This window comes from uncultured Eubacterium sp., assembly GCF_934561735.1.
In the GTDB taxonomy this organism is placed as follows: domain Bacteria; phylum Bacillota; class Clostridia; order Oscillospirales; family Acutalibacteraceae; genus Eubacterium_R.
Window position 1 is genome coordinate 15,768 of record NZ_CAKTGT010000005.1, and the last position, 24,945, is coordinate 40,712.

General features: G+C 40.1%; 20 protein-coding genes. 4 read left to right on the top strand and 16 right to left on the bottom strand.

Going from position 1 to position 24,945, the window contains the following annotated elements; all coding sequences use genetic code 11:
- Nucleotides 1-4: 4 nt before the first annotated feature.
- Together Q0E08_RS05455 and Q0E08_RS05460 are read right to left on the bottom strand one after the other, a co-directional pair.
- Complete coding sequence (locus Q0E08_RS05455; RefSeq protein ID WP_294777782.1) at nucleotides 5-1,228, bottom strand: NAD(P)/FAD-dependent oxidoreductase; 1,224 nt, start codon at nucleotides 1,226-1,228, stop codon at nucleotides 5-7.
- Nucleotides 1,229-1,242: 14 nt separating this feature from the next.
- Nucleotides 1,243-3,144, bottom strand: coding sequence for an ABC-F family ATP-binding cassette domain-containing protein (locus tag Q0E08_RS05460; RefSeq protein ID WP_294777784.1), 1,902 nt, complete (start codon nucleotides 3,142-3,144; stop codon nucleotides 1,243-1,245).
- A 111-nt stretch (nucleotides 3,145-3,255) separates the two neighbouring features.
- On the opposite strand from Q0E08_RS05460, the gene manA reads away from it, so the two are divergent.
- Together manA and Q0E08_RS05470 are read left to right on the top strand one after the other, a co-directional pair.
- Nucleotides 3,256-4,209 carry a mannose-6-phosphate isomerase, class I gene (gene manA / locus Q0E08_RS05465; protein WP_294777786.1) on the top strand — a complete coding sequence of 318 codons (954 nt, stop codon included), beginning with the start codon at nucleotides 3,256-3,258 and terminating at the stop codon, nucleotides 4,207-4,209.
- Nucleotides 4,210-4,281: 72 nt separating this feature from the next.
- On the top strand, nucleotides 4,282-4,485 hold the full coding sequence (locus Q0E08_RS05470) for a DUF378 domain-containing protein (RefSeq protein WP_294777961.1): 204 nt from the start codon (nucleotides 4,282-4,284) through the stop codon (nucleotides 4,483-4,485).
- 35 nt (nucleotides 4,486-4,520) lie between these two features.
- Here Q0E08_RS05470 and Q0E08_RS05475 read toward each other — a convergent pair whose 3' ends face one another.
- Together Q0E08_RS05475 and Q0E08_RS05480 are read right to left on the bottom strand one after the other, a co-directional pair.
- The gene (locus tag Q0E08_RS05475; protein ID WP_294777788.1) at nucleotides 4,521-4,979 is read right to left on the bottom strand and encodes a TM2 domain-containing protein; all 459 of its coding nucleotides are present in this window, start codon (nucleotides 4,977-4,979) and stop codon (nucleotides 4,521-4,523) included.
- 15 nt (nucleotides 4,980-4,994) lie between these two features.
- Nucleotides 4,995-5,936 carry a hypothetical protein gene (locus tag Q0E08_RS05480; protein WP_294777790.1) on the bottom strand — a complete coding sequence of 314 codons (942 nt, stop codon included), beginning with the start codon at nucleotides 5,934-5,936 and terminating at the stop codon, nucleotides 4,995-4,997.
- Between the two features lie 125 nt (nucleotides 5,937-6,061).
- Here Q0E08_RS05480 and Q0E08_RS05485 point away from each other — a divergent pair, with 125 nt between their 5' ends.
- Entirely contained in the window at nucleotides 6,062-6,250 is a 189-nt protein-coding gene (locus Q0E08_RS05485; RefSeq protein ID WP_366775004.1) for a helix-turn-helix transcriptional regulator, read from the top strand.
- Nucleotides 6,251-6,289: 39 nt separating this feature from the next.
- On the opposite strand, the gene Q0E08_RS05490 is transcribed toward Q0E08_RS05485, so the two are convergent.
- From Q0E08_RS05490 to Q0E08_RS05515, 6 genes are all read right to left on the bottom strand, one after another.
- Complete coding sequence (locus Q0E08_RS05490; protein ID WP_294777792.1) at nucleotides 6,290-10,006, bottom strand: M64 family metallopeptidase; 3,717 nt, start codon at nucleotides 10,004-10,006, stop codon at nucleotides 6,290-6,292.
- A gap of 164 nt (nucleotides 10,007-10,170) precedes the next feature.
- Complete coding sequence (locus Q0E08_RS05495; RefSeq protein ID WP_078768040.1) at nucleotides 10,171-10,710, bottom strand: phosphoribosyltransferase family protein; 540 nt, start codon at nucleotides 10,708-10,710, stop codon at nucleotides 10,171-10,173.
- A complete protein-coding gene (locus Q0E08_RS05500) occupies nucleotides 10,707-11,039 on the bottom strand; it encodes a histidine triad nucleotide-binding protein (protein ID WP_078768039.1) in 333 nt (110 codons plus the stop codon). Before Q0E08_RS05500 ends, Q0E08_RS05495 begins: the two co-directional genes overlap by 4 nt.
- Nucleotides 11,040-11,147: 108 nt before the next feature.
- On the bottom strand, nucleotides 11,148-13,775 hold the full coding sequence (alaS, locus tag Q0E08_RS05505; RefSeq protein WP_294777795.1) for an alanine--tRNA ligase: 2,628 nt from the start codon (nucleotides 13,773-13,775) through the stop codon (nucleotides 11,148-11,150).
- A gap of 102 nt (nucleotides 13,776-13,877) precedes the next feature.
- Nucleotides 13,878-14,093 carry a YdbC family protein gene (locus Q0E08_RS05510; RefSeq protein WP_078768037.1) on the bottom strand — a complete coding sequence of 72 codons (216 nt, stop codon included), beginning with the start codon at nucleotides 14,091-14,093 and terminating at the stop codon, nucleotides 13,878-13,880.
- A gap of 42 nt (nucleotides 14,094-14,135) precedes the next feature.
- Nucleotides 14,136-15,353 carry an acetate/propionate family kinase gene (locus Q0E08_RS05515; protein WP_294777798.1) on the bottom strand — a complete coding sequence of 406 codons (1,218 nt, stop codon included), beginning with the start codon at nucleotides 15,351-15,353 and terminating at the stop codon, nucleotides 14,136-14,138.
- Between the two features lie 104 nt (nucleotides 15,354-15,457).
- On the opposite strand from Q0E08_RS05515, the gene Q0E08_RS05520 reads away from it, so the two are divergent.
- Nucleotides 15,458-16,516, top strand: coding sequence for a nucleotidyltransferase family protein (locus Q0E08_RS05520; RefSeq protein ID WP_294777800.1), 1,059 nt, complete (start codon nucleotides 15,458-15,460; stop codon nucleotides 16,514-16,516).
- A 44-nt stretch (nucleotides 16,517-16,560) separates the two neighbouring features.
- On the opposite strand, the gene Q0E08_RS05525 is transcribed toward Q0E08_RS05520, so the two are convergent.
- The 6 genes from Q0E08_RS05525 to Q0E08_RS05550 all read right to left on the bottom strand — a co-directional run bounded on the left by Q0E08_RS05525 (nucleotide 16,561) and on the right by Q0E08_RS05550 (nucleotide 24,932).
- Entirely contained in the window at nucleotides 16,561-17,313 is a 753-nt protein-coding gene (locus Q0E08_RS05525; RefSeq protein ID WP_294777803.1) for a tRNA threonylcarbamoyladenosine dehydratase, read from the bottom strand.
- A gap of 120 nt (nucleotides 17,314-17,433) precedes the next feature.
- The gene (locus tag Q0E08_RS05530) at nucleotides 17,434-18,096 is read right to left on the bottom strand and encodes a flavodoxin (RefSeq protein ID WP_294777805.1); all 663 of its coding nucleotides are present in this window, start codon (nucleotides 18,094-18,096) and stop codon (nucleotides 17,434-17,436) included.
- A complete protein-coding gene (locus Q0E08_RS05535) occupies nucleotides 18,097-18,690 on the bottom strand; it encodes a toprim domain-containing protein (protein ID WP_294777807.1) in 594 nt (197 codons plus the stop codon).
- A complete protein-coding gene (holA, locus tag Q0E08_RS05540; protein ID WP_294777809.1) occupies nucleotides 18,690-19,715 on the bottom strand; it encodes a DNA polymerase III subunit delta in 1,026 nt (341 codons plus the stop codon). Before holA ends, Q0E08_RS05535 begins: the two co-directional genes overlap by 1 nt.
- Entirely contained in the window at nucleotides 19,703-21,766 is a 2,064-nt protein-coding gene (locus Q0E08_RS05545) for a ComEC/Rec2 family competence protein (RefSeq protein WP_294777811.1), read from the bottom strand. Before Q0E08_RS05545 ends, holA begins: the two co-directional genes overlap by 13 nt.
- Nucleotides 21,767-21,776: 10 nt before the next feature.
- Nucleotides 21,777-24,932 (bottom strand): glycoside hydrolase family 2 TIM barrel-domain containing protein, encoded by a 3,156-nt coding sequence (locus Q0E08_RS05550; protein ID WP_294777812.1) that lies wholly within the window; start codon nucleotides 24,930-24,932, stop codon nucleotides 21,777-21,779.
- Between the last annotated feature and the right edge of the window lie 13 nt (nucleotides 24,933-24,945).

The following is a 24,945-nucleotide window of genomic DNA, read 5'->3' on the forward strand; positions in this document are numbered from 1 at the left end:
GCATTTATATATTCATTCCGCACAGATAGCCTGTTGAAAAAGCTACCTGCAAATTAAATCCGCCTGTATAAGCGTCAACATCGATAACCTCTCCGGCAAAGAAAAGATTGTCAATGATTTTTGAACCCATGGTTTTGGGGTTAATCTCTTTTACATCAACACCGCCCGAAGTGATAATTGCCTCGTTAATCGGTCTGAAATCGCTGATATTAACGGTAAAGTTCTTTAAAAGGTGCACAAGATTTTGTCTTTGCGGTTTTGTGATTTGATTTACCTTTTCTGACGGCTCGATACCCGACAACTTTACTATAACAGGAATAAGCTTGTTTGGTAAGAGCTTTGACAAAGAATTAATAAAATCTTTATTTGTATTCTCGGCAAAATCTCGCTGTATGCGTTTATCAAGCGTTTGTTCGTCAAGAGCAGGTTTCAAATCAATAACGATTTTGTAGTTATGCTCTTTTGGGTGAGTCATATGTGACGAAGCGGACAAAATTACAGGACCGCTGACACCGTAATGAGTGAACAGCATTTCGCCGAAATCGGAATAAATTTCCTTTTCACCGTCAAGCAATTTGATTGAAATATTGCGAAGCGACAAACCTTGAAGTTTTGGCACAAAGCCGTTTGAAGCGACAAGGGATATAAGTGCCGGCTCAATATCTGTAATGCTGTGTCCGACGCTTTCGGCAAGTTTGTATCCGTCACCTGTTGAACCTGTTGACTGATAGCTCAAGCCGCCTGTGCAAATTGCAAAAGCATCACCGTCAACAATAGTTCCGTCGGCAAGATTAACCGACTTTATAACATTATTTTCTGTATTAAATGAAGTGACAGTGCCCTCAACAAACTTAATTCCGCTTTGCTTAGCGTTTTTTACAAGAGCGTCAACAATATCAACCGCCTTATCCGACTCCGGAAAGACACGGTTGCCTCGTTCAATTTTTGTAGGCACGCCCATTTCTTCTATCAAAGCAATGGTATCATAAGGCATAAAAGATGAAAATGCCGAATACATAAACCTTTTGTTAGTGACAACGCTATTAATCAAGTCATCCAAATCGAAGCAAGCATTTGTTACATTACACCTACCCTTACCGGTTATCATAACTTTGCGTGCAGGGCGTGAATTCTTTTCTATAACCGTGACATCTTCGCCACGCTTTGCGGCTGTTGCCGAGGCAATAAGACCTGCCGCACCGCCGCCTATAATTATAATTTTTCTCATAAAGTGATTATAAATTATTCCTCTGCTTCTGTCAATCTTTCAGACAATTCCTCCCACTCGGTATAGAGAATATCCCTATATTGAGTCTTGCGGTCAAGTTTTGCCGTAAGGTCCATAAGTTCTTCGTAATCCGATGTGGTGAGTTTTGAATTAATCTCATCAATTTCGATTTCCGTATTTTCTATTTCTTCTTCAACCTTTGCAAGTCGATTTTTCATTTTAAGAAGCTGAGAACGGCGTTCCTTTTTAAGTAGGTAATCGTTAACCTTTTTTACGGTTTCCTTTTTCTCAACAACTTCTTGCGAAGCAACTCTGTTTTTTCTGTCGATGTACTCATCATAATTGCCGAGATATTCATTAACACCTGTCGGAGTAAGTTCAAGAATACGGGAGGCAAGTTTGTTAATAAAATATCTGTCGTGCGACACGATAAGCATTGTGCCCGAATAATCAAGAAGCGTGTTTTCAAATTCTTCTCTTGAAAAAGCGTCAAGATGATTTGTCGGCTCGTCAAGGAGCAAAAAATTAAATTTGCCGAGCATTAATTTGAGAAGTGCTATTCGTGCTCTTTCACCGCCGGAGCAATCGGAAAGATTTTTATAAACCTCATCACCTTTGAACAAGAAAGCCGCAAGTGCCGATCTAACCGAAGTTTCGCTCATTGACGGAAACGACGACCACACCTCTTCTATTGCGGTTTTGGTTAAATCAAGTTTTGCCTGAACTTGGTCAAAATAACCGGTGAACACATTTGAGCCGAACTTGAATGTGCCGCCATCGGGAATATAGTCTTTCATCAAAACTTTTAAGAGCGTTGTTTTTCCGCAGCCGTTATCACCGAGAAGAAACACTCGCTCGCCTTTTTTTACCTCAAAGTTTGCATGTGAAAAGATGGTTTTGTCGCCAAATGATTTTTTCAAATCGGACACCGACAAAACATCCTCACCGCTCACGCATTTTGGAGTGAAATCAAAGCGAATTCGAGCAACTTTGCTGTCGGGAACAACAAGTTGTGCCTTAATTCGTTCAACAACTTTTTCCTTGCTTTCGGCGGTTTTGATATTCTTTTCCCTGTTCCACTGCCTCTGTTGTTCGATAATCCCCTCAAGTCGGGCAATTTCTTTCATATCATTTTCGTATTTTTCTTCAATAGCCTTTTGCTCTGCGGCTTTTTTTACAAGAAATTCCGAATAATTACCGATATACGAGCGGCATTTTTTATTTTCTATTTCAACTGTTTTGGTGGTGATTTTATCAAGGAAATATCTGTCATGCGACACGATAAGGCACGCACCGTTAAAGTCCTTTAAAAAGCCCTCAAGCCATTCAACAGCCTTGATATCAAGGTGGTTTGTCGGCTCGTCAAGAAGCAAAAAATCAGCTTTTGATAAAAGAAGTTTTGCAAGAATGAGTTTTGAGCGTTGACCGCCTGAAAGTTTTGCTGTTGGCATAGCAAAATCGTCCTCGCCAAAGCCAAGTCCGATAAGTGCGGAACGAGTCATACTTTTGTATGTAAGTCCGCCGTCACGGGTGAAAATCGTATTAAGTCTATCCTGTTCTTCGATAAGTTCTGTTTGGTTTCCCTCACCTTTTGTGAGAAGTTCGGTAATTTCTTCAAGTCTTTTTTCAACGACAATCAAATCGTCAAAAACAGACACAAGTTCATCCCAAACAGTCTTGTTTTCACTGCAAGTGTGCTGTTCCATATATCCCAATCGGGAATTCTTTGAAATAAAGCACGCACCGTCATCAGGGGTATACTCACCTGTTATAATCTTGAAAAGCGAAGTCTTTCCCGCACCGTTACAGCCGATAAGACCCACCTTTTCTTTTTCCTTAATATCAAAAGAAACATTGCTGAAAAGAGTGTTTTCGCCAAAAGACAATGTTAAATTTTGAACATCCAAAACTGCCATAGTAACTCCATTATAAAAAATATATTTACTATTTTACAACAAAACGGCTTGAATGTGAAGCCTAAATTTGATATTATATTAAATACATCTATACACAAAAGAGGTATAACTATGGAAATATTAAAGCTGAAACCGATATTTAAGGACTACATTTGGGGCGGCAACAGACTTCACGATGATTACGGCTTTGAAACAGGATTTGACAAAACAGCCGAGGGCTGGATGCTTGCCTGCCACAAAGACGGAATGAACACAATAGACGGCGGAAAATATGACGGCAAAGAACTTCAAAGCGTTCTTAATGAGGTTGGACTTGTTGAGGTTCTTGGCAAAAATGCGGAAAAATACCCGTATTTTCCTATTCTTATAAAGCTTATTGACGCATACGACAATCTTTCCATTCAGGTGCATCCGGATGACGAATATGCAAGAGAAGTTGAAAACGAATTCGGCAAAACCGAAATGTGGTATGTTCTTGACGCACTTGAGGGTGCAACACTTATTTACGGTTTTAAAAACGAAATTACAAAGGAAGAATTTCAAAAAGCAATTGAGGACAACACCCTCCTCGACAAGCTGAATGTTGTTAATGTTAAAAAGGGTGATACATTTTTCATCGAAGCAGGCACTGTGCACGCAATCGGCAAAGGTGCAATGATAGCGGAAATTCAGCAAAATTCAAACTGCACATACAGAGTTTACGATTACGGCAGAGTCGGTGCTGACGGCAAGCCGAGAGAGTTGCACATCAAAAAGGCGGTTGATGTTTCAAAGACTGTTCCTCCAACCCACGACATAAAGCCTATGGGCGAAACAAAGCATAAAGACGGATATGATGAACAGCTCATCACAAAATGCGATTTGTTCAATGTTGAGCGATTTGAAATAAAAGACAAAGCCGAATTTGAAACTGACGGCAATTCATTTATGCACATTTTGGTGATTGAGGGTAACGGCACAATCGACGGCAGAAACGCAAAAAAAGGCGACAGCTTCCTTATCCCTGCAAATCACGAAAAATTTGAAATCAGCGGCGAAATCGAATTTTTGGCAACAACAATTTAATTAAAATCAACATAGAATAATAAAACTCCTTTTGGGCAATACTAAAACCAAAAGGAGTTGTTTTTTATGAAGATAGTTGACAGAATAGCATTAATCCTGACAATCATCGGCGGAATAAACTGGGGACTTATCGGCATTTTTAAATTTGACCTCGTTGCGTGGATATTCGGCGGTCAAGCTGCAATTATGTCGAGAATAATCTACACCCTCGTTTGCCTTGCGGCTGTGTGGTGCATCAGCCTTATGTTCCGCAACACCACAATGCTTGAGGATTGAAAAAAGCTGTGAGCAAAATGCTCGCAGCTTTTTTGTTAATAATGAATATTAGTATATTGATTATTCTTTGTATCAATAAAATCAATAACTTCATTAACGACTTTTGTTGTCTTTTCCGCAGAATTCATAACATTTACCAAATCTGCTCCCTTAACATACTGAACTGCCGACGGATTAAGAACTTGAAGTACGCTTTTGTTATTATAAGCCTTTGCTCTTTTGGTTGCAGTAAAAATATCAATTATATTCCATATAAAAAATCCACCGAGTGTAATTATCTTTAAGAATCCCAATAATGTGCTTTTTAAATAAAAACGGTCAACACAAAACAATGCTAACAAAACAGCCGTGCCTGGTTCTTTTAACTTCAATTTGGTTATTTGTTGAAATGTGCTTTCATCACATACTTCAAGACTCTGAAGTATTATTTTTTTACCTTCATCAGAAAAATATTCTTCATTATCATAAAACCATGCCAAATATTCGGAATTCATATTAATTCTCCTTTATTAATAATATAATGAACGATAATACATATATTCATTCATTGTTGCAGTTCTTGCAGTATTCATAGCTGTAATATTGCTGTTAATTTTAATTTGTTTTATATCTTTTGACATTCTATCGGTATTATTTTCAATATTACGTACGCTTTGATATGTTTTTTCCGCAATTTGATTACCACGTTGAATTTCATCGTAGAGCATTCTTTGATTTTCAATTACAGAATCAAGTTTACTGTTTATTTCATCCAAAGTACCTATTATTCTATTAAATTTAAGTTCGTAATCATATCTGTCAAAAAGACCGCCGTGACCGTATATCTCAGTACAAATTCCATATTGAAGCCATTGATACATTGTTGCAACAGCTACAAAATTTCTATATGATGCCGGCAAAAGATTTTCACTATATAATTTATTTAAATTATTTAACGATACATCTAACTGTCGTCTTGCCTCCTGTAATTGAACAGTATAATCATCAATAATTAAATCGTTTTTCTGCTTTAGAATTTTGGATTCTTGTAATTTATGTTCGTTAATACGTCGATTATTATTAGCTTCACTTTTTGCATTTTTCTTTTTAATTCTGACAATTACGCCTATAATTACCGCCCACATCCCGAAAGATACACCATATAAAAATATATTTTTTAGTAATTCTTTGCTCGACACAAAAAGAGAAAGAGACAAAACCGCAATCACACATGAAATAACACACATAATAATAAAAACTTTTACACCTTTTGAAAGATGACTCTTTCTTTTTTCAACACTCGTAGTTTTTATACTGTCCATCAAATAATTTTGTTCGGTATAATAATTCGTCGAATTCAGTGTATTAATTCTGCTCAAAAGCTTATTAACCAATTTTTTGCTTGTGTAAACATCCGATTCCATAGCAGTAGCTATTTTGAGATAATCTCTCATTTGATATATTGTTGCCATATACTTCTCCTCCTTTTATAACCAAACGGTTATATTTTGACTAAAGTATATCACAATAATGCTATGATGTCAATAACCAAACAGTTATAGAAAGGACGGATGTAATTATAGCTTTATATCGCAGAATAAAAGATTTGCGTGAGGATAACGACAAAACTCAGAAAGAACTTGCAGAATATCTTGGAATGAAACAACCACAGTATTACCGATACGAAAACGGATTGAGGGATATTCCAACAGATATTTTAATTAAACTTTCTAAATACTATAGTGTCAGTGTTGATTATATACTTGGACTTACTGACAAAAAATAACCCCTATGGCGAAACAAATTCACCATAGGGCGTTTTTGATTATTGTCCCAATCGGATTTTTTCGGCTCTGCCGTAGCGGAGCATTTGGTCAACAAGTGATTTGAGCTTAACATTATTCTTTACCGTTGAGCCCGTTGCATAAGATTCAACGCTGTATTGAAGCATATTTGACACCTGCGTACCGTTTTTAAACACAGTCAGATAAAACGGTGTTGAAAACTGATCTGCTTTGAGAACAGTGCAATCAACATAGTACGCTCTCTTGTCATTTGCCGAGCCGTTTGTTTGAGTAAACCAATCCGGATGTTCGGCATATGTAAATTCGGTATTTTGACCGTCAACAGTCCAACGGAATGTATAATCGTTTATGCTTGTCGAACTTGAAATTTCAACCTTAATTCTCGGAATAACTTTGCCCTCGAGAAGCATAGAAGCCGATTTGAAATTCACTTCATTTTTAGCAGTTCCGTTAGGGTTAAGCTGATATTTTGAATTTGCAACATTGCTGTAATCCAAAGTATCTGTTGTGTGGAGCTTCTTCTGCTCGTCCGTAAGGTCCGAAGTTACAAGATTGTCGGTATTGTATCCTCTGTATTTCTGGTACTCTTCGCCGTAGTAAAGAAGTTCTACAAGAAGCGATTTGAGGTTTTGGCTTGGGGTTTTGTTAAGTTGAGTATAGCAATAATTCTTGATTGAATATGTTACCGGGTGACCCTTGCACTCGATTCCGTCGGAAGTAACACCATACGGAGTGATAGTAACCTCATCGGCAAACTTTTCCGGTGAAATCTTGTCAAAATCATAATATGTACGGTCGGTAGTTGTCTTTGCTGACGGTTCGGTCAAATCGTAGCTTTCGCCGCCGAATTCAACTCGAATAAAGCTTGATTCAAACGGTGATGTTCGGGATTTGTCAATACCGATGTTAAGTGTAACCGAAGCGTCAAGAACTACCGAAGCACTGTTTGCACGAAGCAAGCCTGTGCCGGCAATCGTTTTTGTTTCGCTTTTGCCACATTCGGAACATGTGCGTGTTGCCGTGCCGTCGGTATAATCGGTGCTTGAATTGTACACAGCGTTGTTATTATATTTCCAAGGGGAATATGTGTGTTCGTGTTCTACATTTTTATTTTTATAATAATATGTAACAACCGTGCCGTCCGAAACAACAGGCTCATTCAAACCGTCAGCCTTTACAAATTCATAATCATAAAGTGTTTTTGCCGGTGTTAAATCAAGTTTTGTGCCATATGGGACAGTAAATGTGCCGCCGGCGGTGTTTGGAATTTCAGAGCCATCCTCGAATTTATACTGAACTGTAACAGATGTGTAACGCTGTGTTTCGGTATTGTCATCGGCGAGTACCTTTCCGTTTTCGTCAATCACCTGAAATGCCACGGTGTCGCCGTTCTTAAGCTGTGCATCTGACGGAATTTGATAGATAAGGGAGCAGCTCTTCAAGCCTGAATCAAAGTCGCTTTTAATATGGTCCAAAGCACCGAGTGCCCAGAAATTCGGCTTGTCATCCCAAACAGGAATGTCGAATGTTTGCGTTGTTTGGAGCGGATTGCCCGAAGAATCGGTTGCTGTGCTTCCGTCGGAATGTTTAATCCACATTTTGAATTTAAGCTGACGGGCTTTCTTGTCCGAAATGTTTTGGATAACGGTGCGAAGCTCGATTTTTTTGCCGTTCATATCAGTGCTGAATCTGTTTTTGCTGTTGCCGCTCAAAAGACGGTCGTTGCGATTATATGTATAAGTATAATACGAACTTGTTTCAAGGTCGGTAAAATCAGACAGTTTTGAATAAGCGCCTGTATACTCCTTTACTTCAGGCGGAGCGACATAGAGGTCAACATCCTTAACAAGCTGTGACATTCGCTTGAAGCCCTGCAAACGGCAAACTTCGCAGAACTGATAATTTGTATCTCTCATTATACATTCATAGCTTGAAACAAGCATTTTTGAGCCGTACGCATTACGGCAGGTATATGTGTTTCTGAAGCCTAAAAGCTGACGCCATTTTATCTTTTCGGGGTCCTCAACCGAAGAAAGATTGAGCGATTTAAGTTCCTTATCCTCAAGCAAATATCCGGTGCCGTATTCATCACCGAGACCGAGCAAACCGTGTCCGAACTCGTGAGCAAAAGTTTTTGACGCACGGTAACTGTCTGATGATGTAATAAAATAGTGAAATCCGTATTCACGGTTATTGTATGCACCGCCGAAATCGGACTTTGTGTTTACAATCATAGCAAACTGTGCAATATAATCGTGAACATAGTAATACGGCTCATATTCGTTCCAATCACCGTTTGGCTTTGTCGGAATTGTGTTTGGGTCGGTTGTTTTTTTGATATGAGCATCGTGAATTTTCTCGATAAATTCAGGACCGATACATCTCTCAAAAATATGATTTTTCCACTGACTTCCGTGGAGGTTATTAGAAATAGAAGGCGAATTGTATTTGTCGATTATAACATCGAAGAAGGTACTTCCGCCATTGTCAAAAGTTGATTCGGAAGCTGTGCAAAGGGCGTAAACATTGAACCTGTCGGCATAACTGCGATACGGTTCATATTTCATAGCGTCCTGCCAAAGTCGTTTGACATCATTGATGAATTTGCCCTGCTGACTTTTTGTGTATCCCTCGCCGCACACAACAACAACCATATTTTCAAGGTCGCTGCGTGTTTTTTGGATGGTATAAACAGGGATTGTAGGGTTAGAGTATTTTCCGTCATTTGAATACCACGGGCCGAGGGTAAGCTGAATGCTTTGCTCGGTGCTGACATTCCAATCCGGATTTGCATCCTCGGCAGGTTCCGAAATTGTATAGTCGTCCTCTTGCTTACTCGGAGCAGAGCCGACATAAGGATTGCTCTGCGAACCGTTGCCCGAAGCAGAAGCAAAATATTCGGAATCAAGATAAAACGCCGGTCTAACGCCTAAATCGGAATACCACGGAGCATAACGGCCAACCTGACCCGATGAGCTGATATAACGCATATCGTGATTGCAATCGGTAACAGGAGTGCGAAGCCAATAAGGCCAAGCCATACCGTTATTATTATACGCAACATAATAGCCTTGGAGATTTCTCCACACGGCATTTGCCTGCTTTACATCAAGAAGAAAAACCTTTTCGGTTGTGATTTCAAAATACGAACTGTCGTAGTTTGCCACTGCTTCCGAAATGTCGGTGTAATACAGCAAATCGGAATTTGCGTCACCCTCGACAATGCCCTTGTTATATTCGGGATGAGAAACGAGAGAACGCTGTGTGACGGTCTTCATAGCCGCAATTTCAGCCTTTGAAAATTCATTCAAGAAGCCTGCTTTATTATTATAAGCACCTGTTCCGCTGACATATCCGTCTTTTGGCGGATTTCCGCAAAGCCAGTCAACCTTGCCCGCAGTTGCGGTTGAATTAAGCCAAGAACGCATATTACTGTCCCTCCAGTAGTTAGAACCGTAATCATCACGCTTATAGCTTCTGCTGTGTGATTTTGAATTGCTGTTGTCGTTTGTTTTTGCATCATATGCAAGTTTGTCAACAATTTTGTCCGCAAGCATAAGCGGTCCGTCGGCGTCAATACTTACACAACGCCACAAAATCGAACTGCCGTTGTACTTTCCCATTTGAACATAATCACCTATTTTAATGTTAGGTTTTGATGCCGCCTGAACCGAAACAGGAATAAGCGTAAACACCATACATAATGATAAAAACAATGCGATTAATTTCTTTTTCATAAAACTCACTTCCTTTATTTATTCCTTATTTATTTACATTGTACGAATAAAATTGACATATGTCAACAATTAATAAATAAAAATATGTTAATTTTTTATAATAATTAAAACGCTGTAAAGAATGCACAACTTTACAGCGTTTTTATGTTTATTATCAGTATTAATTATTTGAAGAAAAGAGGCAGTTTTTCAAGATAAATGATGTCATCTCTGTCTGCCGCATCGCCCTCTGCAAGCGGGAAGCAGGAAGCAACAACATTTGCATTGAACTTTGCGAGAAGTTCCTTAACAGCCTTTAAGCTTCCGCCTGTTGAAACAACATCGTCAACAATGAGAACACGCTTGCCGTCGAGCAAATCGCCGTCCTCGTGACCGAGGTAAAGAGCCTGTTCTTTTTGAGTGGTGAGAGAAACATCAACAACCTTTTCAGGGCGGTCCATATAAACCTTTACGCCCTTACGAACAACAATGTATTTTTTACCGCTCATACGGCTCATTTCGTATGCAAGAGGGATTGACTTTGCCTCAGGAGTTACTATGTAATCAAAGTCCGGAACTTTTTTGAGAAGTTCTCTTGCACAAACTTCTGTAAGCTCAACATCACCGAAAAGAATAAATGCGGCAATGTCCATTTTATCCGACACAGGGAACTTTTGAAGTTCTCTTTCAATTCCGCCGATTTTTAATGTATAAGTGTCTTTCATATTAACTTCTCCCCTAACTCTGTTCCGCCGATGACATGAAAATGCAAGTGCATAACGGTTTGACCGGCATCCGAACCGCAGTTATTAATAATTCTGTATGACTCAATTCCTTGCGACTTTGCAATCTCGGGAATTTTTGCAAATATATGGCTGACATATTTTGCATTTTCCTCATTGAGTGCATTTGCACTTTCGATATGCTCCTTTGGAACACAGAGAAAATGAACAGGTGCAACAGGATTGAGATCCTTGAATGCAACCATCATATCATCCTCATACACCTTTGTTGACGGTATATTGCCGTTGATTATCTCGCAAAAAACACACATATTTTGCCTCCGAAAATAATTAATTTTAAATAAAACCTAAACAATTCCTCCGTCGGAACAATGTTCCGCCACCTCCCTTTACACAAGGGAGGCTTATTGGGATAATGTTTACTTTATTAATGACTTTACAATTTCTTCTGCCTTTGAAAGTGCTTCGTCAATCTTTGTAATATCCTTTGCACCTGCCATTGCAGAATCAGGACGGCCGCCACCGCCGCCGTTTGCAATCTTTGCAACTTCTTTAACGAGGTCGCCTGCTTTTACGCCCTTGGCAATAGCACCCTTGCCGCAAACTGCAACAAAGTTAGCCTTATCACCGTTTACGCCTGCAAGAACGGCAACAACATTGTCGCCCTTTGTCTTGACATCATCGCCCATAGAACGAAGTGCATCGGGAGTTGTGCCCTCTACCTTTGCGGTGTAAAGTTCAAGCCCGTCAACATCAACAGCCGATGAGAACATATCGGCACTCTTAAGCTTTGTCATTTCTGCGTTAAGATTTTGGATTTCCTTATCCTTTGCCTTATTTTCGGCAACGATAGCGGTAATTCTATCCTTAACTTCGTTGTCGGCAGACTTGAATGTTGCAGAAGCAAACTTAACGGTGTCCTCACACTCGTTGAGATAATTGAGAACGCCTGTACCTGTGAGAGCAACAATTCTGCGAACACCTGCGGCAACAGATGCTTCGGACACAATCTTGAAAAGACCGAGTTCGCCTGTTGAAGCAACATGAGTACCGCCGCAGAATTCTGTTGAAGCATCACCGGCTTTTACAACACGAACGATGTCGCCGTACTTTTCGCCGAAGAGCATCATAGCACCCATCTTCTTTGCTTCTTCAATAGGCATTTCCTGCATAGAAACAGGAGCACAAGCAAGAATTTCTTTGTTTACAATAGCTTCAACCCTACTGAGTTCTTCTGTTGTGAGAGGATTAAAGTGAGTGAAGTCGAAACGAACCTCTTTGTCATTTACAAGCTGACCAGCCTGTTCAACATGAGTGCCGAGAACTTCACGAAGTGCGGCTTGAAGTAAGTGAGCCGCTGTATGATTACGCATAACAGACTTTCTTCTGTCTGCGTCAATTTGAGCATTTACAGTGTTGCCGACTGAAACAACGCCCTCTTTAACCGTACCGCTGTGGATATAAATGCCGTCTGCGTTCTTTGAAGTATCTTCAACATCAAACTCAACGCCGTCAGCAGTGATAACACCTGTATCGGCAACCTGACCGCCCGATGTTGCATAAAACGGAGTTTTGTCAAGAACAACAGAACCTTTTTCGCCTGCACCGAGCATATCAACAAGCTCACCGTCTGAATTTACAAGAGCAAGAACCTTTGCTTCGGCGGTGAAATCGGTATAGCCTGTGAAAACAGTTTTTTCAGCGTCAATCTTTACGCTTGTGTTCTTCCAAGCGTCTGCACCTGCATCCTTACGAGCGGCACGGGCAGTAGCCTTTTGATTTGCAAGAAGCTCGTTGAACTTCTCCTCGTCAACGGTCATACCACGCTCCTCAAGGACATCCTTTGTAAGGTCAAGCGGGAAGCCGAAAGTATCGTTGAGTTTGAACGCATCCTCACCTGAGAACACAGTGCCCTCGGTGTTTTCGATATATTCATCAAGTCTTGCAAGACCTGCATCGATTGTTTTGCCGAAAGATTCTTCCTCTGACAAAATTACCTTTTTGATAAGTTCAGCCTTGTCCTGAAGTTCAGGGTAAGCAACCTTATTATCTTCAAGAACGGTTTCGCAAACCTTATAGAGGAACGGCTCGTTAACACCCAAAAGTCTGCCGTGACGGCAAGCTCGACGGATAAGGCGGCGAAGAACATAGCCTCTGCCGTTATTTGACGGGATTACACCGTCACCGATCATAAATGTTGATGAACGAACATGGTCGGTAATTACACGAAGCGAAACATCATTTTTTGCGTCATCGTGATACTTAACGCCTGCAATCTCCGAAATCTTCTTCATTGTATTTTGAACGGTGTCAACCTCAAAGATATTGTCAACGCCCTGCATAATGCAAGCAAGTCTTTCAAGGCCCATACCCGTATCAATATTTTTCTGTGCAAGTTCGGTATAATTGCCGTTGCCGTCATTATTGAACTGGCTGAATACATTGTTCCAAAATTCGGTAAATCTGTCGCACTCACAGCCCGGACCGCAATCAGGAGAGCCGCAACCGTACTTTTCACCACGGTCAAAATAAATCTCGGAACAAGGGCCGCAAGGACCTGAACCGTGTTCCCAGAAGTTATCCTCTTTGCCAAGACGAACAATGTGTGACGGGTCTACGCCGTTTTGCTTTGTCCAAATTTCAAACGCTTCATCATCATTTTCATAAATTGTTACATAAAGCTTATCAACAGGCATTTCGAGTACTTCGGTACAAAATTCCCAAGCCCAAGCAGTTGCTTCTTTTTTGAAGTAATCGCCGAATGAGAAGTTGCCAAGCATTTCAAAGAATGTGCCGTGACGGGCAGTTTTGCCTACCTGCTCAATATCAGGAGTTCTGATACATTTTTGGCAGGTTGTAACTCTGCTTCTCGGAGGGGTAACCTCACCGGTAAAATACTTTTTCATAGGAGCCATACCCGAGTTAATGAGAAGAAGGCTCTTATCGTTATTTGGCACTAATGAAAAGCTCGGCAAACGAAGGTGTCCCTTGCTTTCAAAAAATGACAAATACTTTTCTCTTATATCATTTAATGATGTCCATTCCATAGTTATATTCTCCAAATCGGGCAACAAAAGTTGCCAAATTATAATTTATTTAATCTGTGCTAAAACAACATCAAGGCGGAACAAAAGTTCCGCCTATTGACATTACATTTTTTCAGCAATCTTTGTGAGTTCAAGAAGTTCTTCCTTTGTGAAGGTAAGACCTTTGCTCATCTTTGAGTGGTCCGGTGACCAGTCTCTTACATCAACCTTTGGTTCTCTGCCGTTCCAAGAAATCATATTAACTTCTCTTGTCCAACCACGAGAGGTTTCGGAAATTACACCGAGGTGTTCTGTGATTTCGTACTTAATTTCTGGCATTTGCTATTCTCCTTTCGTAATACTTATGCGATAAATAATAATTTACAGTGATTTAACAAGTTCTTCTGTATCTCTTGCAATCATAAGTTCTTCATCGGTTGCAAGGATGAATACTCTTACATCGTCTGTCGGCTCGGTAAGTTCAGCCTCTGCGCCCTTTTGAGTCTTTGAGTTAACAGCCTCATTAATGTGCACACCGAGGTAACCAAGATATGAGCAAACCTTTGAACGAAGCCATACGCCGTTTTCACCGATACCGCCTGTGAATACGATAGCATCAACACCGTTCATTGCGGCAACATATGAGCCGATGAACTTTGCAATTTCGTAAGCCTGCATTTCGTGAGCGAGGATAGCTCTTTCATCGCCCTCTTCCTGAGCCTTGCAGATGTCACGGTCATCCGATGAGATACCGGAAATAGCCTGAACACCTGATTGCTTATTGAGGATTGCATCCATCTCGTCCGGAGTAAGGTTTTCGTTCTTCATAATGAATGTAACCGCAGACGGGTCAACACCGCCCGAACGAGTACCCATCATAAAGCCGTCAAGAGGTGTAAAGCCCATTGATGTGTCTACAACCTTACCGTGGTCAACAGCTGCGATTGATGAGCCGTTGCCGAGGTGACAAGTGATAATCTTAAGGTCCTTGATGTTCTTGCCGATTTTGTCTGCCGCTCTGTGAGATACAAACTTGTGAGATGTACCGTGGAAGCCGTAACGGCGAACGCTGTACTTTTCATAATACTCATATGGCAAAGCATACATATATGCCTTTGGCGGCATTGTTGAATGGAATGCTGTGTCGAATACGAATACCTGAGGTACATCGGGACCTACAACATTAAGGCAAGCCTTGTAGCCCGCAATGTTAGCGTGAGTGTGAAGCGGTGCGAGAGGAGCAAGTTCTTCTACCTCATCGCAAACCTTTGGTGTAACGATAACAGATTGTGTATATCTGTCGCCGCCCTGTACGATTCTGTGACCGATAGCATCGATTTCATCAAAGCTGTCAACAACTTTATGCTCACCCTCGCACAAGATGTACTTAACTTCGTTAAACGCGTCTGTATGAGTAAGCAATTCTTTATCGTAAGTATATTTTTCTCCGTTTACTTTTATGATAACATTTTCTTCTCCGCCTGTAAGTTTTAAGCCGATACGCTCAACGGCGCCCTTACAGAGAACAGACTCGTCCTTCATATCAATAAGCTGATACTTGAGAGAAGAACTGCCACAGTTAATTACAAGAATTTTCATTATGTTTCCTCCGGACTTGAAATTTTATTTATAATAATATAATATAGTATATAAATAATAATAATATTATAAATTAAGAATGTCAAGAGAAAAGGTATAAAAAAATGAATTTCGGTATTGTTTGCGAGCTTAATCCCCTACATAAAGGGCATAAATATCTTTTTGATAAATGCAAAGAGGACGGTTCTGCCGTTATATGCGCTCTCAGCGGCAACTTTGTTCAGCGAGGAGAATTTGCTGTATATGACAAATACACCCGTGCAAGAACTGCCGTTGAAAACGGTGCTGACCTTGTAATTGAAATTCCTGCATTGTGCACGGTTCAATCCGCACAGGGATATGCAAAATCCGCCGTTGAAATTTTGGAGGCAACGGGAATTTGTGACTGCCTTGCTTTCGGTGCGGAATGCGACAATGTTGATGAATTAAAGACGGTTGCAAAAGAGATACAGGACAAAGACGATTTGATTAAAGAGGAACTGAAAAAGGGAGTTTCCTATCCGACTGCACGCAAAAATGCCGTTAATTCGCCTTTGCTTGACACACCAAACAACATCCTTGCAATTGAATATTTGACATATACAAAACTTGAAGCAACAGCAATAAAGAGAATAGGCAAAGGTCACGACACAGACGACAGCGAATTTTCTGCAAGCGAGATAAGAAAACATTTGAGCACCGATGAAATTTCATCAATGAAGAACTGCGAAAAGGCAATTTTATACAAACTCCGCACAATGACGGCAGAGGATTTTTTGCAAATTGATGATGTAAGCGAGGGTCTTGAAAACAGGATTGTAAGTGCGGTTGCGAATTCGCTCACGCTTGAAGAATTATACGACAACATCAAAACAAAGCGTTACACACATTCTCGAATAAGACGAATTATCCTGCGTTCATACCTCGGAATAACAAAAGATATGCCTAAAGAACCGAAATACCTGCATATTTTGGCTTTTAACGACAGAGGCAGAGAACTGCTCTCAAAAATGAAAAAAACTGCTACTCTGCCGATAATCACAAAATACGGAAATATAGATTCAAAAGAGATAAAAGAGCTGTTTGATTTGGAATGTAAATTTACCGATATTTACAACTTGGGATACAAAAAAATAAAACCCTGCGGAGAAGAACAAAGAGCAAGGGTTGAAATAGTTAAATAACATAAAAAGGACTGTAAATGTAATATTTACGGTCCTTTAATATTTTACTTTGTCAAATCTTTTATTACTTCGCCTGCGATAATAAGACCGGCAACGCTCGGAACAAAAGCCGTACTGCCCGGAATATCTCTGCGCTCGGTGCATTTGTGCTGTGCACCCGGCGGACAAATGCAATGATTACGACAGCTGACAGCCATATCTTCAATAGGTCGCTTTGGGTCTTCCTCGGAATAAACAACCTTTAGCTTTTTTACGCCACGCTTTTTCATTTCCCGACGCATTACTCTTGCAAGAGGGTCAACTCTCGTTTTGTAAATATCGGCAACCTTAAAAGCACTTGGGTCGAGCTTATTACCTGCTCCCATTGAAGAAATAATCGGCACACCCTTTTCCTGTGCTTTCATAACCAATTCGATTTTTGCCGTTACGGTATCAACGGCATCAACTACATAATCATATTCTTCAAACGGGAAGTCATCCGCATTTTCGGGCAGAAAAAAGCACTTGTGAACCGATACATCGGCATCGGGATTTATCTCTAATATTCTTTCACGCATAACATCCACTTTGTATTGACCGACCGTTTTGCGTGTGGCAATTATTTGACGGTTCAAATTTGTAAGGCAAACTTGGTCATCGTCAATCAAATCAAAATGATAAACGCCGCTTCTGACGAGTGCCTCGCAAACATAACCGCCGACACCGCCTATTCCAAACACGGCAACTCTTGAATTTTGAAGTTTATCCATAGCTTCCCTGCCGAATAATAATTCTGTTCTTGAAAACTGATTGAGCATATTTTCTCCGATCCGTACATATCGACTGTGCAATGCCGAACTTGTAAACTTTCTTGATTTTTAATATCTACCTTTTTGGTATGTTATTATATTCTTATTATTTAATAAAGTCAATATGCGTCACTTTAATTTTTTTGCAATATCCTCCTCGGTTGAAGCAGGGTCAAAGCGGATACCGTTTTGCCATTTTGCTTTTGGAGAAAGTTTTTTGATTGCCGGTATACTGCCTTCTATCGACGAACTTGAAGAAGTGCAAAACGGAATTACGGTTTTGCCGGAGCAATCATAAGTGTCCAAAAAAGTATAAATAATTCTCGGTGCTTCGCCGTACCATATCGGATAGCCGATATAAACCGTTTTGTAGCTTGACCACGAAGAAACTTTTGATGAAATCTCAGGTCTGGATTTTTCGTTTTTATACTCATTTTCGGTTCTCGAATTTGAAGAATTATAGTCCAAATCCTCTTTGGTATAAGGGCTTTTAGGTATAATTTCAAACAAATCACCACCGGTTGCGAGCTTGATATATGACGCTATTTGAGCGGTATTACCCGTGCAGGAGAAATAACAAATCAGCGTGTCGGAAGTAACCTCATTTGTATTGACACCCGGAATTAATCCGTCGGGATTTTCTTCAGCCGAAGTTGTTGAAGATGTTGCGTTTTGCGTGGTTGAAGCTGTATTTTTCTCTGTTTTTGCTGTGCTTTTGTTTGCATTTTTTGCACAGGCAGAAAATGCAAAAAGCATTGCAAAACAAAGAAGCAATGATAGATATTTTTTCATTTAATCACCTAAATTTTGACAAATTGAGTAAAATTCTTCCTTTGTCATAAAATTGTTTATACACGAAATAAGAGAAGAAGTTGAGAGGAATTCGGGCAAATCGAGAGCCTTGCACAAAGCCTTGCGTTTTGCCTTTGAGCCTGCTCCCCCGGTCAAGCCCAAATCGTAAAAATCAACGGTTGTGACGGGGTCGGAGCACACGGATTTTGACGATGTAATTCCTGCCTTTGAAAGAGCTTCGACAATGACCTCTTTCGTCATTCCCTCAACGCCTAATTTGCCCTCTTTTGACGGGGCGTTTTTTCTTTTTTCCTTGCCGAAAATATCGGGAATATACACATTTTTTATTTGTTCCTTGGGCACACCCGAGGATATGTAATTTCTTATCATAAAACCTGCGTGGTCGGAATCGGTGAGAATAATAATTCCCCGTTCTTTTGCAAGTTTTTTTATAAATGACAGTTTGGTTTTATCCTTGAAAACGGCAAAGCCGTTTGTTTCTATAATAAAAGCGTCAAGGATATTCGAAAGTTTAATTTTATCGTACTTCCCCTCGACTATAACAGCTTCGGAGAGCTTAATTTTATTTTCCATCAGCCGTTCCTCAACATCAAAAGTTTCATAACCGTTTCTTCCAAAAGCAGATTTTTATCAATAGAAGTCGACTTTAACAGTTCATCTGTTTTTGAAAGGACATCAATAGCCGAGCGTAAATTTTCAAGGCTCAGCTTTTTACTGTCACGAACGGCGTTGCGAATAAGCCATTCCCTGCCCTTATAATTAAAATAATTTGTAAGTGAGTTTTCACCCTCACCCGATGCGAGAGCACATTTCACCCTATACATATCTATATAACAAGACGAAATAACGGACAATATTGCGATAGGTTCTTCCTTTTGTGCAAAAAGAACACGAAGCACCTCGTAAGCACCGTCGCTGTTGCCCGCAAGGATAAACTTTGACAAATCAAACACTCTTGCCTGAAGGCATTTAACAGCCAAATCATCAATGATTTTGCGTGTAATCTCACCTTCACCGACAAACGAACACATTTTTTCAAGTTCGTTGAATATGGTTTTAATATCGTTGCCGACAAGCGAAATCATATATTTTGCATTTGCCGTATCAATAGTACATTTTCTCTTTTTTGCCGAGGATATAATCAGCTTTGCAAGCTCGCTCTCTGTTCTCTTTTCAAGATTTACAACCGTACCTGCCTTGGCTATCGCATTTTCAAGCGTTTTAAACTTTGCATTCACATCAATTTGATTAAAGAGGAACACAACCACCGAACTTGGATTAATGTCCTTTAAGTATGTTTTAACCTTTTCAACATCGTCCTTGCTTTTGTCAAAAGGATAATCAACAACAAGCAAAAGCGAATACTGAGCCATCATAGGCATCATATCGGCATCGTTTAAAATCTCCGACACGGGAGTTTTTTTACCGTCGTACTGATGAAAATTAAAATCGGCAAATGCCGGTTCAACAAGTTTATCTTTAAGCTTATTGACATAATATTCTTTTAGGTAATCCTCTTCGCCGTAAATCATATAGACATTGGAAAAGTCACCGCTTTTTATTTGATTTTTAAGCTCTGCTTCTCCTACTTTTGCCATTGATTAAGCCTCCTTACCTTAAAAGAATTTTTGCTTTTTATTTTGTAAACGATTGTGTCCGATTTGCCGAGTTCAACAGTACCGTCAGGGTCAATAATCTTTGACGATGAAATTTTAATATCGCAATTATTCGTTGAACCTACGGTAATATCGTTAAATCGAATAATTATATCCCCTTGATTATAACAAAAAGAAAAGTTTTCATCAAGTACTGCATTGTAAGTATTTTGAACTTCTAAATTATTATATCTTGCACCAACAAGAACAACATCATCAAACTCATCGCAAACAAAAGTGTTTACGCTCACATCATTGCTGAGTAGTGAGGGTTTATCAAACGAACGCTGAGTAACAAGGAAATCAACAGGCATTGAATTATTCTGCAAATAATTCTTAACAGAGCTTTCGTCCCAATTTGAATTAACTCCGTAAACTATCGTTTTGTTTTTATATGTACAAACAACAGCACCGTTTTGAAACACACGAAGCGACATACAATTAAAATTATATACCGACAAAGTGCCGACAAACAAAACCGTAAACACGAGCGACAAAATACAGGTGTTTTTTAAAATTTTATCGTTGCCCATAAAAAACGCAACGGCAAAGAACAGCAATACAGCGGCAATGCAAAGCCCTATCAAATAATCAAAACCGAGCACGGAATTATTAAATGCTCTGAAGAATTCACAAATTTTAATAAGCAATGCATCGCATTTTGTTGACAAAATAACGGCAACTGTTGTAAGAGGATTTATACCGAGAAGTGACACAAAATAAGTGACAAATGACATAATAACACATAAGCTGCCCATCGGAACTGCCGCTAAATTTGAAAGTGGACCGATGATACTTGCATAGCCGAAGAATATATAAATTATCGGCACGGTAAACGCAAACACACAAAGAGATATATAAAACATACCGAATGAAGAATAAAATCTGTCAAAGGCTTTTTCTTTTGCAGACTTTTTGAGAGGGTCGAAATAATCGGTTCTCATATTTTTTGACGCAAAAGGATAAACGGTTATAAGTGCCAAAACAGATATTACGCTTAAATCCGTACCGACATCCGACACGGCATACGGATTTGCAAGGCACATAACGGTTACTGCCGCACCGAGAGAATTAAGCGAATCGCCCCTCATTGAAAACAGCCTTGCCGACAGCAGAACAATCATCATTATTCCCGCTCTTGTAACCGAGCCTGAAAAGGCGGCAAGTGCCATATAAACAAGAACGGCAACAATACAAACCGCACTTGAAGTTTTTTCTTTAACTCTAAGCTTTTTCAAAATGAAAAACAGTGCACCTGTTACCACGCTTAAATGCAAACCCGAAACCGCCATAATATGCGATGTGCCGGAATACATAAAAGTGTTTTTGACATCGCCGGAAAGAAATGATTTATCCCCTGTTACAAGTGCAACGGACAAGCCGCCTTCTCTGCCCGACATAAGATAAGAAAGCTTGTTCCTTATACTGTGCCTTAGTGCAACAACATATCTAAAAGGAGAATGAACAGCTTTTCCGATGTAACCGGTAAGCACGCAATCTGCAGATATATAGATACCATCTGCATACTTGCCGTAGCTTGACAAAGCGTCCTTGCCGACCGAATTAAAATTAAGATTGCCTTTCATCACGGTATAAGAACGAAGATTTACATCTTTATCAAGATAAAGCGACGCCTTAACATTCACTTTTTCATCATCTGCTTGAATAATTTTTGCGGTATATTCTTTATATTCACCAACGGTTTTACCGCAATCGGTAACATAAAACGAGCACAATGCAGAAGTATTTTCAAGAGATTTTACCGGCTGAACAACGATATTTGTAACCGCAACAAATAAAAGGCAAGCTGCCACCGCCGATGACAAAGATAGCGGTATAACAACAGCCTGCCTGATTTTTGGCACGATAAGGCTTGCGGCAAGAAGCACCGCCGGCCCTAAAGTTAACCAAATTGCGTATTCATTTTTTACAAAGCAAAGCACAAACAATGTGATTGCCATAGAAAAGCCTATACAGGTGAATACTCTTTTCATAAACGATTATTTATTTTTTACATGGTTCAACAAGAAACGAAAGCACTTGCTTTTCTCCTGCCTTAACCTGATACTTATCACGAACGAAAGCCTGACCCGGCATATCGCCGCCGATACCGTACTGTGACGAATCAACATTTACGGTAATATCGTGAGTTCTGTCAACATCCGTTACATGATCATACTTATCAAGCATAAACGGTGTGTAAGGAAGTGCACAGAACAATACCGGCTTGTCGTAATATGCAGTTACCTTGATACCGCTGCCCTTTTTATCGGTTAATGTAAAGTATCTTACATCTGCACGGGTTGATGATTCCTGCGGACGCATATATGTGTATTCAAACTTGTCAATAGGCAAAGAATACTTGCCGATTTTATAACCCGTCTTTCTGTCAGGATAAGACGGTGCTTCACCTCTGCCGTACCAAGAAATTTGAGTCAAAGACTTGTCAACATTCCATTGGAAGCCAAAGCGAAGAAGCGGTGCTTTAGGCACTGCACTGTGATATACGGCAAGCTTGCCGTTTGAATAAACTGTGTATGATACAAACGCATTTTTCATAAACGGAACATCAAGAGCAACCTTTACCTTAACCGCTCCGTCCTTTTCCTCAACAGAGGTTTTGAGTGCCTTAACGGCTTTTGTTGCATGCTTCCACTTGTAATACGGATGAGCAAACATAAACGGCGGTGTAAAATTAAGGAAGTCAATATCGTTGTCGGTAAGTGCTCTGAAATAGTTAGGTGCCATAGGAGCTTTAAGGAGTTCCTCACCGTCAACAACATAGGATGTAACGGCACCGTTATCAACCGTTACGGCAAAGTTTTCGCCTGTTACAATAACATTATTGCCTTTCTTAGCTGCAGACGGAGTATTTCCTGTCTTTGCGATAACAGGCTTTTTAGGAGTGTTGAGCACAAACTGGTCAAACGCAATCTCAGCATTTGATTTGATGCCCAAAGTCTTTTTCTTTGAATGGAAAGAGATTGTGAGTACGCATTCCTTATCCTGCGGAAGAGCAGAATAATTGTACGGAATGTCGATAAAGTTTTCCTGAAGAGGAGCAACCGAGAACTTATCCATTTCGCCCGATTGAATTTCCTCGCCCTCACATTCTATTTTCCACTTGCACTTATATGCCGAAACATCGGTAAACAAAAATCTTGAGCGAACATTGAATCTGCCCTTTGTCAAATCAAAAGCGGTTGTAACAATAGGCTGATATACATGAGCAACCTCAAAATACTGAGGATGCGGCTCACGAAGTGCAGAAATAACACCGTTTGCACAGAAATATGTATTTGAGCCTGTCATAGCCGTTGTATTGATACCGCTGTACCAATGGCGTGGCTCGTCCTTTTCAAAATCTGTGCCGTAGAGATAGTTATCCCTGCCGTTTTCGTCAACAACATGGAGGGTTTGGTCAACCCAGTCCCAAATGAAGCCGCCGCACATATTGTCATACTTTTCAAAGTCGTCCATATATTCTTGGAAGTTACCCATAGAGTTTTCCATACTGTGAGCATATTCGCAAAGAAGAACAGGCTTTGTGTATTTTTCAGCCGGAATCGGCTTTGAGTCTGCCGCAAGCTGATTTGCAATATTATCATAAAGTGAAATTGTAATAGGCTCTCTGTTGCCGAGTTTTTTCATAGTAGCCTCATCAGGATACATACGAGAAATTACATCACTCTTTGTAAGGTCAAAATCGCCCTCATAGTGGAACTGACGGGTATCATCAAGTGCAAGAGCGGCTTGCTTCATCTTCATAAAGTTGTCGCCGTCGCCCGCCTCATTACCGAGTGACCACATAAAGATACACGGATTGTTTCTGTCACGGAGAACCATACGCTCCATTTTATCAACAGCCAAATCTGTCCAAAGCGGATTTGAACCCGGAACGCCCTTACGGCGAACACCGTGAGATTCCAAATCGCATTCGTCCATAACATAAAAACCGTATCTGTTGCAAAGTTCATAGAAATACGGGTCATCAGGATAATGAGATGTACGAATAGCGTTTACATTTGCCATCTTCATCAAATCAAGGTCCTGAATGTATCTTTCTTTAGGTACATTCCAGCCGTTATCCATATCAAAGTCGTGACGGTTAACGCCTCTGAGCATCAAAGGCATACCGTTAAACAAAATCTTTTCGCCAACTATCTCAACCTTTTTAAAACCGATTTCATAGGTCTTAACGGTTATAATGTTACCCTTGTCGTCGAGAATTTGCATAACAAGACGATAAAGATTAGGTGTTTCAGCCGACCATTTTTTAGGATTTTTAATGTCATTTTTAATACTCAAAACAACATCGTTATTTGCGGCAATCTTTGCACTTACATCATCTAGTTCGATTATTTTATCGGTATCGCTGATAAGATAAGATTTAACAGTAACGGAAGAATCCCTGTCAACTCTGTTATTGATATAAAAATCAAGAGACAAAGTTGCGTTTTTGTATTCTTCATCAAGGTCGGTTTTTACATAAAAATCAAAAAGTCTTACCTTTGGCTCGGCAAAAAGATAAACTTCACGGTAAATACCGCAAAGCCACCACATATCCTGATCTTCAAGATAAGTCGAAGCAGCATAACGGTAAACCTTTGCCGCTACGGTATTTTCGCCGTTCTTAAGATATTTTGTAATTTCAAACTCGTGAGGTGTCATTGAACCTGTGGAATAACCGACATACTCACCGTTTACCCAAACCTCAAGAGCAGCCTTGCACGCACCGAAATGAAGAAATACATCTCTGCCGTTCCAGTCTTTGCTTATTGTAAAGTTTCTGCGATAAAAGCCGATTTCCTGCATAGTGTGGTCAATGGACGGAATACGGCTCTTTGAACGACTGAATGCTCTCGGGAAAGTGCTTGCGTAATAATATGGCACGCTGTAGCCCTCACATTGCCATACGGACGGCACGGAAATTTCATCCCAGTTTGACACATCATAGCTTGACTTTTCAAATCCGTCAGGCTGATTGTCAAGTCCTCTTTGCCAAAAGAACTTCCACTTGCCGTTAAGGCTCTGTTTGTATTTTGACTGTTCACCCGAAAGTGCGTCATCAACACTGTCAAAAGGCATAGCAATCGCGTGCCCTTTTTCCTTGTTGATATAAACGGTTTTTGGGTCTTCCCAAATATACTTGTTTTTCATTACTTACCCCTTT